The sequence below is a fragment of the Flavobacterium rivuli WB 3.3-2 = DSM 21788 genome (assembly GCF_000378485.1).
Lineage (GTDB): Bacteria > Bacteroidota > Bacteroidia > Flavobacteriales > Flavobacteriaceae > Flavobacterium > Flavobacterium rivuli.
Window position 1 is genome coordinate 121,256 of the sequence record NZ_KB899974.1, and the last position, 17,201, is coordinate 138,456.

Consider the following 17,201-nt stretch of genomic DNA (forward strand, 5'->3'; position numbering starts at 1 on the left):
TTTTGTATGAAGTAGCTATTTAAGACTAATTAATTCTTAACAACCTTTTTTGTTACAGTTCCCTGGTTAGATGTTATGTTTAACATGTATATGCCTGCAGAAAGGTCTGCAATGTTTAATTCGGCATTAGCAACACCGGTAAACTGGTTGGTTTTAATTACGCGTCCGTTCAGGTCAGTAACAGATATGCTGTTTACAAGTGCGTTATTGTTGTTTGTAATGTTAATAACGGTTGAAGCCGGATTAGGAGACACAGAAAATGTAGTGGCTATAGCTTTATGTAAACCTGCAGTTTCTGTAACTACACTAATATCATCTACATAATGAACTGTAGTCAAAGCGTCATGCATATAGGTAATAGCATCTACACCGCCTCTATATAACACACCAGAACCTACTAATACATCGTTAACATAATAATCTACAGTATTAGCATTAATATTAAACGTTTCTTTTACGGTATACCATGTATCAGCATCAAAATTTCTAACAGGTAAAGCAACATAACTATAGCCATAAGCATCAAAAGGTTCGTTGTAGCTTGTTAAAATCTGAATATGACCTTCATAGTCAAAGTCAATACCGGATGTTTGTACTAATTCTCCATCTATCATGGCACTTGTTCCCAATACCATATCCGATCCGAAGTCAACATCTCTGCCTGCAGCATACAATTTTTGTGTAATGCTAAAAACATTACCCGGGGTAATCATTTTTGATGCATGGATATCGCCAAAGTCTATATTAGTAGTACTCGGAAACTTAATGGCGTTTGTTCCCAATTCATCAGATACTATAACATTTATAGCATTTGGTGCAGTAGCATTGCCATCATCTGTAACAATCCAGCCGTTCTGGCCACTTAACTGGCCCAGGGTAAACCCTTCAGTTGTTTCAAAAGAAATTGTTTCCTGTGCATTAATACCAGTAAGGGCGCCCAGCATAAGCGTGGCTAATAGTAATGTTTTTTTCATAATTTAAAATTTTGGCAAAACTAACAATATTAAAAATAACGAGTAAGTATTTTTTGTATTGTTTTTAAATATTCCTAAATAAAATAAGGCTGAAACGGGTAGTTTCAGCCTTATTAATACGTGTTACTAGAATTACTATTGCTTAAAGATCTTTTTTGTTACAGTTCCTCTATCAGATGCTATATTCATCATATAAACACCTGCCGAAAGTTCACTTAGATTTATTTGTGCATTTACAACACCGGTTAGTGTAAAAGTTTTTACTGTACGGCCATTCAAATCTGTAATAGTAATGCCGTTTACAATTGCATTACCGTTATTGGCGATGGTTACACTATTTGTTGCAGGGTTAGGAAATACCGAAAATTTCGTAGCATCCACTTTATCAATACCTGCAACATCTGTAGATATTACAATATTATCTGCATAAAATGACGTGGTGTAATCATCAAACTTATAAGCAATTGCATCCACTCCCTGACCTGCCGGCAGGGTTGCGGTATATACTAATTGATTATTTAAATAATATTTTACAGTACCTGCAGTAAGGTTAAATGTGGTTTTTATATGGTACCATGTCTGGTCCTGAAATGTACCAACCTGTTCAAAATCATATTCATCTTCAATAGCGTCATAATTTGAAAGCACGCTGATAGTTCCGTCATATTCAAAGCTAAAAGCAGAATTTGGTATTGTGTTTTCACCTTGTATGTCAACTGTAACAAAGCCAAGATCAGAACCGTCAGTTTCGTCAATACCATCAATAAACACATCCTGTGTAATACTAAATGTAGTACTTCCCGGTGTTACAAATTTATAAACATCATAAAGTAAGGTATTATCCTCTTCATCAGCTACAAATTTTAAAGAGTTAGTGCCATCGCTATGCTGGCTTGTAGATATTACTATATTGTTTGGGCCGGTACCTCCATCTTCATCATCCTCAACCGTCCAGCCATTCTGTCCGTGAAGGGCGCCGGTTGTGTAACCTTCAGATGTTTCAAAAGAAATATTTTGCTGTGCACTGGCAGCATAATGGCCTGCAAATAAAAGTGAGGCAAAGAGTAGTGTTTTTTTCATGATTGTGATTTTCAACAAAACTACTATTATAACTGAAATGAACTAATTTTTTTTGCTTATATGATGACAAAAACAACAATAATTTTACTAAAATATGACTTTGCTATTGTCTGTAGCAGTTATATTTATCATGTAATAAATTTACAAGTATTCCATTTAAATTTACAAGATAGTTTGTAATTATATTCTGAAATTTGCGTGTATTGCTTTACAAAATTATAATGTAATTTTATAAGCAGTAAATAATAACTTTACAAATTAATAATTTATAATTATGGAATACAGACAATTAGGGGCATCCGGTTTATTTGTTCCGGTTCTAAGTTTTGGTACGGCTACCTTTGGCGGCAGCAACGATTTTTTTAAGGCATGGGCAAGCACAGATGTGGCCGAGGCTACACGTTTAGTAGATATATGTATGGAGGCCGGCGTTAACCTTTTTGATACCGCCGATATTTACAGCGATGGCTTATCTGAAAATATATTGGGTAAAGCCATAAGCCATTTACAGCGAGATAAACTGCTCTTATCATCTAAGGCTACGTTTACTTTTGGCGATGCGCCTAATAACCAGGGATCGTCCCGCCATCATTTGCTAAAACAGATAGAGGGCAGCCTTACAAGGCTTAAAACCGATTATATTGATATTTACCACATGCATGGTTTTGATGGCAACACACCTGTAGAAGAAACCTTACGCACACTTGATGATTTGGTTCAGAGTGGTAAGGTGCGTTATATCGCGGCTTCTAACTTTTCCGGCTGGCACTTAATGAAATCTCAGGCAGTGAGCGAAAAATATAGGTGGAATAAGTATGTGGCTCACCAGGTTTACTATTCGCTTACTAACAGAGAATATGAGTGGGAGTTAATGCCACTGGGCATCGACCAAAAAGTAGGCGCTATAGTATGGAGCCCGTTGGCAGGCGGCAGGCTGGGAGGCAAGTTTAGCCGAAGCAAAGACTGGCCTAATACAGGCAGGGTGTCTGATGGTGGCAGCCCGGTACCCGAAAGTGCAGTAGAGAAGGAACACCTGTTTAAAATAACCGATGCCCTGGAGGATGTTGCTGAAGAGACAGGAAAATCAGTACCGCAGGTAGCGATAAACTGGTTGTTACAACGCCCTACGGTATCAAGCGTAATAATAGGTGCACGAAACGAAGAGCAACTTAAACAAAATCTCGAAGCCATAGGGTGGAACCTTACCACAGACCAGGTAAAAAAACTGGATGAAGCAAGCGAAGTTGCCACGATATATCCATACTGGCACCAAAGGCAAAACCTTACGCTAAACCCTCCGCCAAAATTTTATTAGTAAACACGTTTCAATAAACAACAGAACAGCTCTAATGGGCTGTTTTGCTTTTTACTATAGTTTATTGTACTTATTTTGTGGCAGGTTCCGGTGCCGCGTTGGCTAAATAATGGGCATCAAGAAGTTGCATATCGCTTGTAAATGTGTACAGCCTTGGTATGCCCGTAGCTATATTTATACCGGTAATATCGGTAACGCTAATATGTTCAAGGTACATCATTAGCGCCCTAAGGCTGTTGCCATGTGCTACTATCAACACATTTTTGCCTGCCTGTAACTGTGGTGCTATTTCTTCGTTATAGTACGGTATTACCCTGTTGTAGGTATCTTTAAGGCTTTCGCCGTTGGGCGGCGCTGTATCATAACTCCGCCTCCATAGCACTAATTGTTTAGTGCCGTACTGCTTTTCTACTTCGGCTTTATTAAGTCCCTGAAGGCTACCATAATTGCGCTCATTCAATGCTGCCGATCGTATAACCGGTATTGTTGTACCTATTTTTGACAATACGATATTTAAGGTATGCATCGCCCTGTTAAGCATAGAGGTATAGGCTACATCTACATGAAAATCCTGAAGAAGGTTTCCGGCAAGGGCAGCTTCCTGCTCGCCGGCGGGTGTAAGGTCTATATCTGTATCGCCTGTAAACCTGTTTTCCAGGTTCCAGACAGACTGCCCGTGACGTAATAATATTAAAACCGGCATATAAAATAGTATAGAAGTTCTTACAAATATAGCCCATTTGCGTACTCGTTATACCTGTAAAAAGTATTTAAGAAAACAATAACAGCCTGTCTTTAAATGAAACGCGCTATCGGGATTAAGTAAACTTTATGAATTATATAAATTCCTGATTTTACTATTACCAAATTATTATTATGCTGTACAAAATATATAATTTTTTGTATTTTAGCCGCTAATATCTATATATGCTTCAGCTACCGGAATCTCAATTTATACTTGGCAGGTTAACCAATGAATTAGCTCCCCATTTGCATTACCACACGGTTAAGCATACGCTCGATGTATATAATCATGCGGCTTATATAGCTAAAGAGGAGGCCATAAACGTTGCCGATACAAAACTGCTGCTTATTGCCGCTTTATATCATGATTCGGGCTATTTAACACAAAGTGACGGGCATGAGGCCATATCTTGTAAAATTGCAGCGGAGGTTTTACCCAATTACGGCTACAATGCTGCCGATATAGATACGATTTGCCGCATTATAATGGCTACGAAACTGCCACAAAACCCGCACTCTAAAACGGAAGAAATTATTTGCGATGCCGACCTTGATTATCTGGGCCGTGACGATTTTTTTAAAACCGGCCACGGGCTGTATCTTGAAATGCTTACTGCCGGTAAGGTTAGTAATGAAGATGACTGGAACCGCCTGCAAATAGATTTTTTGCAAAAGCACCATTACTTTACAAAAACAAACCTGCAACAGCGTAACGCCAAAAAACAGGAAAACCTAACTATACTACTATCTAAGAATACATTATAATGAAAGAACTTTTTGCTAAACATACTATTGTAGATGTACTTTATGCCACCGCCGGTATTCTTTTTTGTGGTTTTGCATTAAAGGGCTTTTTAGTACCTAACAGTTTTTTTGACGGAGGTATTACAGGTTTATCGCTTTTATTACATGAGCTATACCACTGGCCCATAAGTGTTGTAATTGTAGTGGCAAACCTGCCTTTAATAATTATGGCGGGCTTTCAGGTAAATAAGGGGTTTGCCATAAAAACCTTTTTGGCAATTATAGGCCTTGCACTATGCCTGCAATTTATTCCGTACCCGGAAATTACATCAGATAAATTACTGGTATCTATTTTTGGAGGTGTTTTTATGGGAATAGGCATTGGCCTTGCCATGCGTGGTGGTTATGCGCTCGATGGGGTAGAGGTACTGGCATTATATACAGGCAAGCGCATAAGCTTTACCATAAGCGAAATAATACTTGGTATTAATATAATAATATTCTTAGTTGCGGCTGTAGAGTTGGGTTTGCCCACGGCATTGTACTCTATATTAACGTATTATTGTGCATCGAGAACCATAAACTTTGTAGTAGAGGGCATTGAGGAATTTAATGGTGTAACTATAATAAGCGGCCAGAGCGAACTTATAAAAGAAGAACTTGTAATGACCCTGGGCAAGGGTATAACCATTTATAAAGGCGAAAGAGGCTTTCTTAAGGACAGTTATAACATAAGTCAGCCATGCGATATTGTTTTTACAGTAGTAACACGTTTAGAACTTAGGCGCCTTAAAAACATTGTACACGAACTGGACCCAAAAGCATTTGTATTTACTAATGTTATTAAAGAAACGGCCGGCGGGGTATTAAGCCGCCATGCCAGGCATTAACAGTTATTCGGCAACCTCGTAGGTAACTACGGGTTTTACCTTGTTTTTTAAAGTAAACTCGCCTGCAGGATTGCACTTAAATGATTCTTTTGCCTTGTGGTATATTTCTTCTGTAATAAGTATCTGCCCTGCCTTAGCAACAGATTGTAATCGTTGCGCCAGGTTTACAGCATCGCCTATTACTGTGTAATCGAGCCTTTTTAAAGATGCCGAACCAATATTACCCGATACCATTTCGCCCGAGTTTATCCCTATCGATATCTCGGGTTTAAAAGTTTTCTCACCGGCAATAAGCTCTTCGGTATTTTTAATTTCTTCGCGTATGGCCAATGCGGCATCTATAGCCCTGTCCAGGTGAAATTCTCCCCTAAAGACCGCCATAACGGCATCGCCCATAAATTTATCTACGTGTCCATTCTGGGCTATGATACCGGCAACAATTTTATCAAACAAACCGTTTAAGAGTGTCACTACTGTATTAGCCGGAATTTGTTCTGTAATAGAGGTAAAACCACACACATCTATAAACATAACAGTAGCATCAAGTACTTCGTTTTTAAGCAGGCTGGTTTCAAACTCTTTATGTGCCATAAAGTTTAGCACATTCTCGTCTACATACATTTTAAGTATGTTATTTTCTTTAATGGCCTTAATAGTTTCCTGCATTTGCCTTACATGCACAACTGTTTTTTGTATGGTAAGGTCAAGGTCATCAAAATCTACAGGTTTAAAAACAAAATCAAACGCCCCTTTATTCATGGCAGACCGTATGTTTTGCATATCTCCGTAAGCAGATACCATAACTGCCTTAAGTGTTGGGTTAACTTCTGCAAGGCGTGTTAAAAGCGTAAGCCCGTCCATTACCGGCATGTTTATATCGCTTAATATAACTTCCAGGTCCGGGTGTTCTTTTATTCTTTCAAGGGCTTCTTCGCCATTTTGTGCGAAGACAAATTCGTATATGTTTTCGCGTATTTTTTTGCGGAACTTTTGTTTTACGAGTATCTCAAGATCCGCTTCATCATCTACTACAAGTATTTTAGACATTATTATGTAAGGTGTTTAAGCTTGTCTTTTAGTAAATTAAAATCAAGTGGTTTGGTTAAAAAATCGTTGGCGCCGTTTTGCATGGCCTGTCTGTGGTTTTCGTCGTCGCCATAAGCAGTTACCATCATTACTACAGGCGGTGGTGCGCTGTATTGTGTCCTTATTTTAGACAGCAGCTCTATACCGCTCATGCCAGGCATATTTATATCAGATAATATAAGCACTACTTCAGAGTAATGGTCTGTAAGATACTTCAAGGCTTCCTCTCCGGAAAGGGCAAAATCAAATTCAACTTCCTCATTTTTAATTTCTTTCCTAAACCGTTGCAGGAAAAGTGGCTGTACATCGGCCTCGTCATCTACTACTAATATTTTTATAGCCATGCTGAAAATTTGTTGTTTGGAAACGCTGCAATATAGTTAAATTACACTTAAATTCCTGAGCCCTGAGCAAATGTTTACACCGGGATTTTAATAATAAATTCGCTGCCAACGCCCTCATTACTTATAATTTCTATTGTTCCGTTATGGCTTTTAACCACAATGTCATAGCTTAAAGAAAGGCCCAGTCCCGTACCCTCGCCTGTGGGCTTTGTGGTAAAGAACGGCTGCAGTATTTTATCTTTTATTGTATCCGGAATACCAGTACCGTTGTCTTTTATAATAATTTCGACGGCGTTTCCTTTGTGGTGGGTGCTTACGGAAACTATTGGTTTATAACCTTCTCTTGCAAACTGCGACTGATAACTGTTTACTGACCACTGCTTACTCTTCTCGTTAGTAGCATAAAAAGCATTGGTAAACAGGTTAAGCAAAACACGCCCAATATCCTGTGGAACAATGTTTATTTTAGGCAGGCTTTCGTCTAAATTAGTTACCAGATCGGCGTTAAAGCTTTTGTCTTTAGCACGTAATCCGTGATAGGCAAGGCGTAAATATTCATCAGCCAATATATTAATATTAGTTGGCTCTTTTTGTCCCGATGATGCGCGGCTGTGCTGTAGCATACCTTTTACAATACCATCTGCACGGCGGCCGTGATGGACAATTTTCTCAAGGTTTAACTTAATATCGCCCGCTATTGCGGCAGCTTCTTTGGCATCGCCTTTAGCCATTTCTTCCTGCATTTCATCGAGCAGCTCTATACTTACATCGCTAAAGTTGTTTACAAAGTTTAATGGGTTTTGTATCTCGTGTGCTATCCCGGCAGTAAGCTCGCCCAGCGATGCCATTTTCTCTGATTGTATAAGCTGGTTCTGGGTTTGTTTAAGTTCAGATAGTGCCACTTCTGCAACAGATTTCTGAGTCTCAGTTTCCTGTTTTTGCAATTCAAGGTCGGCAAAAGCTTTTTTCTGTATGCGGTTGTTGCGCCAAAGCAACAGCAAAACAATAAGAATTATAAGCACAATGCCTGCCAGTACATACAGTTTAAGGTTGTTTTTGTAGTTAAGGGCAAGTTCACGTGCCTGCTGCTCTTCGGTAAACTTCATGCTGGCAGCATATTCCATGTTGCGGCTGCTAAAAATACTATCTCTTATAATAAGGTTCTTTTCTATATAAGCGTTACTACTGTCGGCATTTATACCTTTATAAATTTGATACAACCCATAGGTGTGATACCGCTGGGTAACATAATCTTCTGATTTTAGTAATTGTTTAGACTGGTCGGCATAGTATACTGTCGAATCGATCATGTTACGGCCTTTGTAGTAACCGGCAAGCTCCATTAATATCTGGGCGCGCAAATAACCCTGCACTTTTACATAGGGCCTTTTAAGTATTTTTTTATAATAATAAGGAGCGTTGCTTTTTCCTCTTACATACATAATTGCCATAGGAGAAAAAGCTTCGTCGCGCTGATGTTCTATACTATACTTAAGCCCTTCATAAAAATAATATTGGGCAGAATCTTTTTGTTTAAGTTCTATATATACGCTATAAATGCTAACATAGACAGAGGCTGCAAAAAAATCGTTTTTTGCCAATAAAGAATATTTTAGGCCCAACTGGAAATATTTTTTTTTCATTTCCAGATTTTGAGGATAACTAACCCCAAGGTTGGCATATACAATGCCTATTGCGTGGTTATTACCAGATTTTTTTGCTATAGCAAGTGCTTTTGTTAACATACTAAGAGCACTGGCTGTGTTGCCATTAATAGCAATATAATAGGCAATTTCGCTCATTATTATAGCTTCAAAAGGCTTATCGCCAGTTTTGTGGCTGTATTTTAGTAGCTTGTCATAATACATTAGTGCCTCTTTTTGAGGAAGGATGCCATTAAAAGAGGTTATCTGGTAGGCAAGGTCAACACGTTTTTCGGTAGTGGCTGCCATATATACACATTGCAACAGGCTGTCCCGGTTAATTTCAGGAAAGTACTTAACCGTGTTTTTTTGAGAAAAACCAAGATTTACCAGGCTATCTATTGCACGCTCATGCTGTGCTGTAACAGTATAGCTTAGCAACATTGCTGCAAGCAGTAGTATATATTTTTTCATAGTTAAGCTATTGGCAATGTAATTTTAAATTCAGACCATTCATTTTCATTACTATCAATCTCAATGCTTCCGTTATGGCCTTTAACCACAATGTCGTAACTTAAAGACAGGCCAAGCCCCGTACCCTCGCCGGTAGGTTTGGTGGTAAAAAAAGGCTGGAGTATTTTATCTTTTATAGCGTCGGGTATACCAGTGCCATTGTCTTTTACAATAATCTCAACGGTATTATCTTTTTGATGTGTTATAATACTTACTGTCGGCTTATAGCTTCCATCTGAAAACTGTGACTGTTTACTCTTTTCCTGCGTTGCATAAAAAGCATTGGTAAACAGGTTAAGTAAAACACGGCCAACATCCTGCGGTACAATGTTTATTTTAGCAAGGCTGTCGCCGAAATTTGTTACCAGTTCGGCATTAAAGCCTTTGTCTTTGGCACGCAGGCCATAATAGGCAAGGCGTAAATATTCATCGGCTAAAACATTAATGTCGGTAGGTTCTTTTTGGCCTGATGACGCCCTGCTGTGCTGCAGCATACCTTTTACAATACCATCTGCCCGGCGGCCATGATGGGCAATTTTTTCGAGGTTTAACTTAATGTCGCCTGCTATTGCAGCAGCTTCTTCGGTATCGCCTTTAGTCATCTCTTCTTGCATCTCATCAAGCAACTCTATACTTACATCGCTAAAGTTGTTTACAAAGTTTAACGGGTTCTGTATCTCGTGTGCTATCCCGGCAGTAAGTTCGCCCAGCGATGCCATTTTTTCTGATTGAATAAGTTGGGTTTGTGTTTGCTTAAGGCTTTCTATAGAGCTTTGCAGCTCTGCAGTGCGTTCAGCTACCTGTATTTCAAGGATTTCATTTTGCTGTTCTGTAAGTTTATTACGTTCTTCTTCGCGTAACAATGCCTGATTGGCATTTTCCTCCATCAATAGCCTAAAGCGTGCAAACATGGCCCAAGATAATACTATTATAGCCCATAGCCCGCCTATAATTCTTAAATAGTCCAGGTTATTAAATATTGATAAAAGAAAGCATGCCAAAAAGGGGATTCCGGCTACAATAAAAATCCTTGCCTGCTTATCTCTTCTTAAAAGCAATTTAATCAGTACTATTATATTACCTATTAAAAACAATAAAATACTGCCTATAGATATTATTTCTGCTACTTCCTGAACGAACAAAGGGCCACGTATTAACGATATCGTGCTGGTAGCCAATAAAAAAATGGGGTACCATAGCAAAAATTTATCCCACAGCGGAAACGTCTTTTTTAATTGAATAAATGCCCTGAAGGTTTGCAATACCATAAATAACAATATTAAGCTTACCATACCATTAAATGATGATACCGCTCTAGGGTTCTCATTAAAAAACATTGATGCTATAATATCTGTTCCGTATGATAATGCGCAAATAAGCAGTGTAACAAAATAGAGCACATAAACCCGTTCCCTGGTTATTATTACAAAAAAGAAATTGAATAATGCTGCAAATAGTATAAAACCGAATAGTGCTGCCTCTAAAAGCATATCTTCATCGTAAGAAACTTTTTTTGTGAGTTCTTTTTCAACTACTTTATTATAATCACCTATTATCGGGGTTGGGATATTTGTCAGTCCAGCTTTGGTTATATAATGGTTATAAACCGTAATTTCTCCCTCTGCCGGTAGTATTACTGGTATTTGTAATAAACGTTTTATACCATCTTTTTGGCTCCAGGGAACATAATAACCGGTTACAAAATGTTTGGTAGTATTACCGTTTGTAACATACATATCACAGCGGCCTGTAATTAGGCTCAGCACTATTTTTTTAGGGGATTTAAGACCATTCTTTAATTTATAGCGTATCCAGATATTAGCCTTGTCTCCTACATCGGCAGTTTTTTCAACGCCGGTTTTAAATTTAGAATTACTTTCTGCCCCGGATGCTACTTTAAAGCTTATACTATCTTTAGTAACCAGGTATTGACAGTTTTCAACAGGCAGATTGTGGTTAGTGTCTAAGTCATTACTTACAATAAAGGGCTCAGGAAAGTTTTTTTGCGCGAAAGCATAACTAACGGTTAATAAGCAAACACAGAGATATAATATTTTTTTCATTTATGGGATTTTAAGATCAGCTAACGGGCAGTGTTATAATAAATTCAGCACCTTCTGCCGGCTGGCTTTCTATATCCAGCGTTCCGCCGTGGGCTTTTACAATAATGTCATAGCTTAACGATAAGCCAAGGCCGGTACCTTCGCCGGTAGGTTTAGTAGTAAAAAAGGGCTGTAGTATTTTATCCTTAATTTCAGGTGGAATACCTATTCCGTTATCTTTAATAATAATTTGTATCACATCCTCTTTTTGCAATGTAGTAACTGTAATTACCGGCTTGTAACCGTTCCCTGATAACTGCGACTGCTTACTCTTTTCCTGTGTAGCATAAAAAGCATTGTTAAAAAGGTTAAGCAGCACGCGGCCTACATCCTGAGATATTATGGTTACTTTAGGCAGGCCTTCACTAAAGTTAGTTATCATCTCGGCATTAAAGCTTTTATCTTTAGCACGCAGGCCATGGTAGGCCAGGCGCAAAAACTCGTCGGCAAGTATATTAATATCTGTTGGCTCTTTTTGTCCCGACGATGAACGGCTGTGCTGCAGCATTCCCTTAACAATGTTATCGGCACGGCGGCCGTGATGCGCAATTTTTTCAAGGTTTTGTATTACGTCATCTGCAATGGCGTTTACTTCTGTAAGGTCGCCATTATCTACCTCTTCTTTAAGTTCCTGTAACAGCTCTACACTTACGTCGCTAAAATTGTTTACAAAGTTTAACGGGTTCTGAATTTCATGGGCAATACCTGCTGTAAGCTCTCCCAACGACGCCATTTTTTCTGATTGTATAAGCTGCGCCTGGGTTTGTTTAAGGTTCTCTAACGAGTGTTGCAGCTCTGCCGTACGCTCTGCTACCTGCTGTTCCAGTAATTCATTTTGCTGTGCTATAAGGCGGTTGCGTTCTTCTTCTTTTTCCAGGGCGGCGCGGGCATTCTCTATTTGCAGCGATTTAAAACGGGCAAACATTCCCCAGGATAAAACAAGGATTGTCCACATGCCACATGCTGCAAATATCCAGTCCCACTCTATAATTGCAGCAATTATGGGACTTAGTAAAAATGGCATTGCGGCAATAACAAAAAGACGGGCTTCCTTATCTTTTTTGCGAAGCAATGAAATGATCATTACTATGGCGGCTATAAAAAAGACGAAAAATCCTAAAGCAGTTATAATACCTATTACAATTAAAGGAATAGGCCAGTTGTTAATAAAAAGTATAAACTCTGCAAAACCCGTAACTCCAACAAAAACAGAGAAATAAATTAAAAACTTATCCCAACCCGGAAAATGTATCTTTATCCTGAAAAAGTAGCGTAACGTATGTATAAACGTAATTATAAAAAAGATAATTGTAGCGGCCAGGAAGGCAGAATAACCCATCCTGTACTCGCCAAACAGCAAAGACGATAAAACATTTTCGGCAATTAACAGTGCCGAGAAAAACAAAAGGAATGCAAAGACAAGATATACCTTTTCGCGGTTAACGTAATAAAAGAACAGATTGAATATTAATGCAAAAATGATAAAGCCAAAAAAACCGAAAGACAAAACATCATCTTTAGCATAGTTGGGTGCACTTAAGTAATAACGGTCTACAACTTTAAGATAATTACCTATTTTGGGGCCAACGCCGTTTATAAAAGTTACGTCGCCTAAATTTGCATATATTTTTATTTCTTCTCCTGCTGCAAGAGTATATTTTATATCGTCAATACTTTTTATTCCGCTACGTTTGCTCCAGGGCACCATGTAACCGGTTACAAAGTGTTCCCATTTATTTTTGCGGTTAATATAAACATCTTCTCTTTCATTATAAACAGAAATGGTAAAGATCAATGGCTCTTTTGCTGCATTTTTAATCCTGAACCGCACCCATATATGTGCTTTTTCTTTAATGTTAGATATCTTGTTTGTTTGTTCCTTAAACCGTTTAGAATATTCAGGCTTTATAACATTGTTAAAGGCAACACTATCTTCGCCGGTATTTATATATTGCCAGTTTCTGTTAGGGAGGTGGGTATATATATTTGCATTATTATCCATAACAAATGCTTCCGGCCATTCGTTCTGAGCAAATACAGGTACTGTAAGAAATAATAAGAAACAAAGTAAAATTCTTTTCATTTGCTTGATGTTTTATAAATTTTAAACAGGAAGGCTTATGGTAAATTCGGCTCCTTCGCCTTCGTTACCTATAATTTCTATAGTGCCGCCGTGTGCCTTTACAACAATATCATAACTAAGCGAAAGGCCAAGCCCGGTACCTGCACCTGTGGGCTTGGTTGTAAAAAATGGCTGTAGTATTTTATCTTTAATAGCATTTGGGATACCGTTGCCGTTATCTTTTATGGCAATCATAATGGCATTATCTTTTTGCCATGTAGTAACTTTTATTACGGGTTTGTAACTGCTAATTGTAAACTGCGACTGTTTACTTTTTTCCTGTGTGGCATAAAAAGCATTGTTAAAAAGATTGAGCAGTACTCGCCCAATATCCTGAGGTATTACAGGTATTTTAGGCAGGCTTTCGCTGAAGTTTGTTACTAAATCGGCATTAAATGTTTTGTCCTTTGCACGCAGGCCATGATAGGCGAGTCGCAAAAATTCATCTGTAAGTTCATTAATATCAGTAAGTTCTTTTTGCCCTGTAGACGACTGGCTGTGCTGGAGCATGCCTTTTACAATACCATCGGCACGACGGCCGTGATGGGCAATTTTTTCGAGGTTTTGTTTTATATCAACAGCTATAGCATTGGCTTCTTCTATGTCGCCTTTATCTATTTCTTCCTGCATCTCTTCCAGCAATTCTATACTCACATCGCTAAAGTTGTTTACAAAGTTTAGCGGGTTTTGTATTTCGTGGGCAATACCTGCGGTAAGTTCGCCCAGTGATGCCATTTTTTCGCTCTGTATAAGTTGCGACTGTGTAGACTTTAAATTAGTAAGAGTACTTTCTAACTTTTTATTAATGCGTTTATTTTGCCTGTTGTTACGGTAAAGAATGAACACTATAATAAGAAATATACAAATACCGGCTATAAGTACATACTGCCTTTGGCTGTTTTGCAGGGCAATCCTTTTTGCAGTAGCTTCCCGCTGACGCTCCTGCTCGTTTAAAACAATTTTTTGCAGTTCCCTAAAACGTTCAGCACCCATAAGGCTATCTTTCTCGGCCATAGCAACAGAAAGATATTGGTGAGCATTGTTATATTCGCCCTTGTTTTTATACAAGTCGCTAAGCAGGAGGGAAGCGTCATACAAACCTTTCCTAAAAGAAACAGCCCTGCCGGATTGCATTGCATTACGGGCATATTTCATGGCAGAGTCCGGTACTTTAAGCTCATTATATAACTTTGCGAGGAACAGGTTATTCATGGTAAGGTTTCTTATATCGTTATCAATATTAGCCTCAGCTATGCCTCTTTTGTAAAAGTTCATAGCCTTGTTTGTATCGCCATTTAGTTTATAGGCATTCCCCATCCTGAACATTATTTCGGGAATCGTAAAATCATACCTGTTTTGCGGGTTTTTAATGTGTGCGTTATATACTAAGGTTTGATAGTACAAAGTAGAATCGGGTACTTTTAGCAGGTCATATATATTACCTATGTTAGAAACTTCATTGTAATACATGCCAGTGTTGCCAACAGCTTTAAACAGGTTTTTAGACTGTACATAATAGTCGTTTGCTTTTGTGTAATCGCCTAATTCCATGTAGGTATTGCCTATCCTGTTAAGCGCTATAGCCATAATGCTCTCGTCATTTAAATCTTTGCCTATGCGGTATGCCTCAAACTGAGATTGTAACGACTCCGGCAACCTCCCTGCTTCTAATTCTGTTGCACCTCTCAACGATAAAAGATAAGCCTTTTTTTGTACAGCAAACGTTGCATATTGGTTGGGCAATTTGTCATTCATCTTTAGGGCACGGTTTAAATAAACCATAGAAGAATCTATATTGCTAAACCTGTAACTACCGCCCAGCTGCCCGGCAATATTTATTTTTGTAGTGTCATGAGCCGCTTTTGCAAACTGTCGCTTTAGTTCGCTTTCTTTTTTAGGAGATATTTGTGCAAATACATATAAGGGTAACGTTATTAGGAATATAAGTAAGCTTTTTTTCATAGAGATTGTGAAGTAGGTAAGGACTTCAAAAAATATCATTGTTTATCTTAATTTTAACATAGCTAATATAATGGTAATCTGTCATTATAATACTATTCACTACACATTTTGCAACTTTATTACTAAGTTTTTATTTATAATACTGATTGATAAATGCCGTAAAAACAAAAAATGCCCAACACATGTAGTGTTAAGCATTAGCAAAAAACAATTTATGAATAAGTAATTGAAGAATCAGGTTGGGGGAATCAGAATAGCTCTTCACATTTAAAACCGGCATTGTGCAATGCAGCCACTATACTGTTATTTACATTTTTAGAACTGTCTATCCTTAAAATTTTATCGCAATCATCAAGGTCAAAATTCCATTTTTCATTATGCAGCAAAGCATCAAGTAGCGGCTTTACCTTTTTAATTTTAACCTTAGATGTTATGTTCGTTTTATAAATTGATACCGGCATTGCATATTATATTTAAGTTTAACACCTTAAAAAGGATTGTAAGAAATCCCGATATTAAAATACCATTGCGGATCCTGCTTACTTTCAAGTACATATTTACTTGTTTTTTCGCCCCTCTCTGTTATACGCGTTGTAATAACGTTGGTAAGCCCCCCTTTAAAAGTGCCAATAAGATTTTTGCCAAGCCAGTATTCGTAGGTAAGGCCGGAGCGTAGTTCCAGTTGGTTTAATTCATAAGTTCCATTAAGCAGGCCGGTATTTAGCCTTAAATAAAAATTCTCGCTGTTAAGTTCTGTACCAACAGATAGCTGACCTTTTTCCAGCAGTTTACGTTTAAGCAGTAAACGCTGTGGCATTATAAAATCTAATGTCCAGGGAGAGTTTTTAAAATTATGCTCATAAGTAAATATAGGCACAAAAGGCAGTATAGAGGATGGGTCTAACATGGCAAGCGCACCCGCAGTAATGGTTGTCCTGTCGTTCTTTTTTAATACGAGCGTAGCCGATGCAAGCCCTTTAACCCGCTGAAAAGCATACTGGTTAGCATCTACCGTACCCGAAACATTATAGATTACAGGTTTTTTAAACAATGTAGAAAAATAAGTGGCACTAACGGCACCGGCAAAATAATGAAACTCCTGCGTGGGCCTGTTATAGTTAGTCTGGGAAGGAATATCATACACATTATCAAACTCAAAAACTTCATACTTATATCGTAGTGACCCTGTAATAAAAAATCGGTTAGTTTTATATACCGGTATGTTTGCCGAAACCCTAAAACGGTAATGGTTGTTTACACGGGCTTTTTCCTTCTCATTACCAAAGGCTTTTGTGGTATAATCTGCCGGGCCCAGCTGGTTGTACTGCACATCAAACACACGTGTGGTAGGGAATTTTGATGTAATTACCTTTCCCGTTTCTTTAGGTATAGAATCGTTTTGCGCAGCAGCCGGCAATATTGTAATTAGCGGCAATAGGATTAATAACCTGATTTTCATTTTCTGACTGATGATTGATTTTAATGTATAGCTATATAATTGTGGTAAAAGTAGTACGTTATTACCTGTGTAAATGTTTTAATTATACAGCCGCCACATCATTTATACCAATGGCGTTTGTATAAATATACTGTTGTAAAAGCTTGTAGTTTAAATTATAGGCTAATTTTGTAATTATGAATATCCTGAAAATTTATCAAAATTTCTTCCTGAGAAACGTTAT

At 38.1% G+C, this 17,201-nt stretch carries 14 protein-coding genes; 3 read left to right on the top strand and 11 right to left on the bottom strand.

Annotated features, from left to right (window positions below; genetic code table 11):
• Positions 1–29 precede the first annotated feature (29 nt).
• Together F565_RS0117495 and F565_RS0117500 are read right to left on the bottom strand one after the other, a co-directional pair.
• On the bottom strand, positions 30–974 hold the full coding sequence (locus F565_RS0117495; RefSeq protein WP_020214545.1) for a T9SS type A sorting domain-containing protein: 945 nt from the start codon (positions 972–974) through the stop codon (positions 30–32).
• A 135-nt stretch (positions 975–1,109) separates the two neighbouring features.
• The gene (locus F565_RS0117500) at positions 1,110–2,054 is read right to left on the bottom strand and encodes a T9SS type A sorting domain-containing protein (RefSeq protein ID WP_020214546.1); all 945 of its coding nucleotides are present in this window, start codon (positions 2,052–2,054) and stop codon (positions 1,110–1,112) included.
• Positions 2,055–2,328: 274 nt separating this feature from the next.
• Between F565_RS0117500 and F565_RS0117505 the strand changes: the two genes are divergently transcribed.
• On the top strand, positions 2,329–3,369 hold the full coding sequence (locus tag F565_RS0117505) for an aldo/keto reductase (RefSeq protein WP_020214547.1): 1,041 nt from the start codon (positions 2,329–2,331) through the stop codon (positions 3,367–3,369).
• A gap of 70 nt (positions 3,370–3,439) precedes the next feature.
• Here F565_RS0117505 and F565_RS0117510 read toward each other — a convergent pair whose 3' ends face one another.
• Positions 3,440–4,072 (bottom strand): 2,3-bisphosphoglycerate-dependent phosphoglycerate mutase, encoded by a 633-nt coding sequence (locus F565_RS0117510; protein ID WP_020214548.1) that lies wholly within the window; start codon positions 4,070–4,072, stop codon positions 3,440–3,442.
• Between the two features lie 224 nt (positions 4,073–4,296).
• Between F565_RS0117510 and F565_RS0117515 the strand changes: the two genes are divergently transcribed.
• Positions 4,297–4,878, top strand: coding sequence for an HD domain-containing protein (locus F565_RS0117515; RefSeq protein ID WP_020214549.1), 582 nt, complete (start codon positions 4,297–4,299; stop codon positions 4,876–4,878).
• Entirely contained in the window at positions 4,878–5,747 is an 870-nt protein-coding gene (locus tag F565_RS0117520) for a YitT family protein (RefSeq protein ID WP_020214550.1), read from the top strand. The genes F565_RS0117515 and F565_RS0117520 overlap by 1 nt, the downstream gene beginning before the upstream one ends.
• Positions 5,748–5,750: 3 nt before the next feature.
• On the opposite strand, the gene F565_RS0117525 is transcribed toward F565_RS0117520, so the two are convergent.
• From F565_RS0117525 to F565_RS0117560, 8 genes are all read right to left on the bottom strand, one after another.
• The gene (locus F565_RS0117525; RefSeq protein ID WP_020214551.1) at positions 5,751–6,794 is read right to left on the bottom strand and encodes a response regulator; all 1,044 of its coding nucleotides are present in this window, start codon (positions 6,792–6,794) and stop codon (positions 5,751–5,753) included.
• A gap of 2 nt (positions 6,795–6,796) precedes the next feature.
• The gene (locus tag F565_RS0117530; RefSeq protein ID WP_020214552.1) at positions 6,797–7,177 is read right to left on the bottom strand and encodes a response regulator; all 381 of its coding nucleotides are present in this window, start codon (positions 7,175–7,177) and stop codon (positions 6,797–6,799) included.
• A 74-nt stretch (positions 7,178–7,251) separates the two neighbouring features.
• The gene (locus tag F565_RS23290) at positions 7,252–9,294 is read right to left on the bottom strand and encodes a sensor histidine kinase (protein ID WP_020214553.1); all 2,043 of its coding nucleotides are present in this window, start codon (positions 9,292–9,294) and stop codon (positions 7,252–7,254) included.
• Positions 9,295–9,296: 2 nt separating this feature from the next.
• Positions 9,297–11,396 (bottom strand): ATP-binding protein, encoded by a 2,100-nt coding sequence (locus F565_RS22495; RefSeq protein ID WP_020214554.1) that lies wholly within the window; start codon positions 11,394–11,396, stop codon positions 9,297–9,299.
• Positions 11,397–11,412: 16 nt separating this feature from the next.
• Positions 11,413–13,518: an ATP-binding protein gene (locus F565_RS22500; protein WP_020214555.1), complete on the bottom strand. Its 2,106-nt coding sequence runs from the start codon at positions 13,516–13,518 to the stop codon at positions 11,413–11,415.
• A 21-nt stretch (positions 13,519–13,539) separates the two neighbouring features.
• A complete protein-coding gene (locus F565_RS0117550) occupies positions 13,540–15,519 on the bottom strand; it encodes a tetratricopeptide repeat-containing sensor histidine kinase (protein WP_020214556.1) in 1,980 nt (659 codons plus the stop codon).
• Between the two features lie 248 nt (positions 15,520–15,767).
• Positions 15,768–15,980 (bottom strand): hypothetical protein, encoded by a 213-nt coding sequence (locus tag F565_RS0117555; RefSeq protein ID WP_020214557.1) that lies wholly within the window; start codon positions 15,978–15,980, stop codon positions 15,768–15,770.
• Between the two features lie 26 nt (positions 15,981–16,006).
• On the bottom strand, positions 16,007–16,978 hold the full coding sequence (locus F565_RS0117560; RefSeq protein WP_020214558.1) for a hypothetical protein: 972 nt from the start codon (positions 16,976–16,978) through the stop codon (positions 16,007–16,009).
• Positions 16,979–17,201 lie beyond the last annotated feature (223 nt).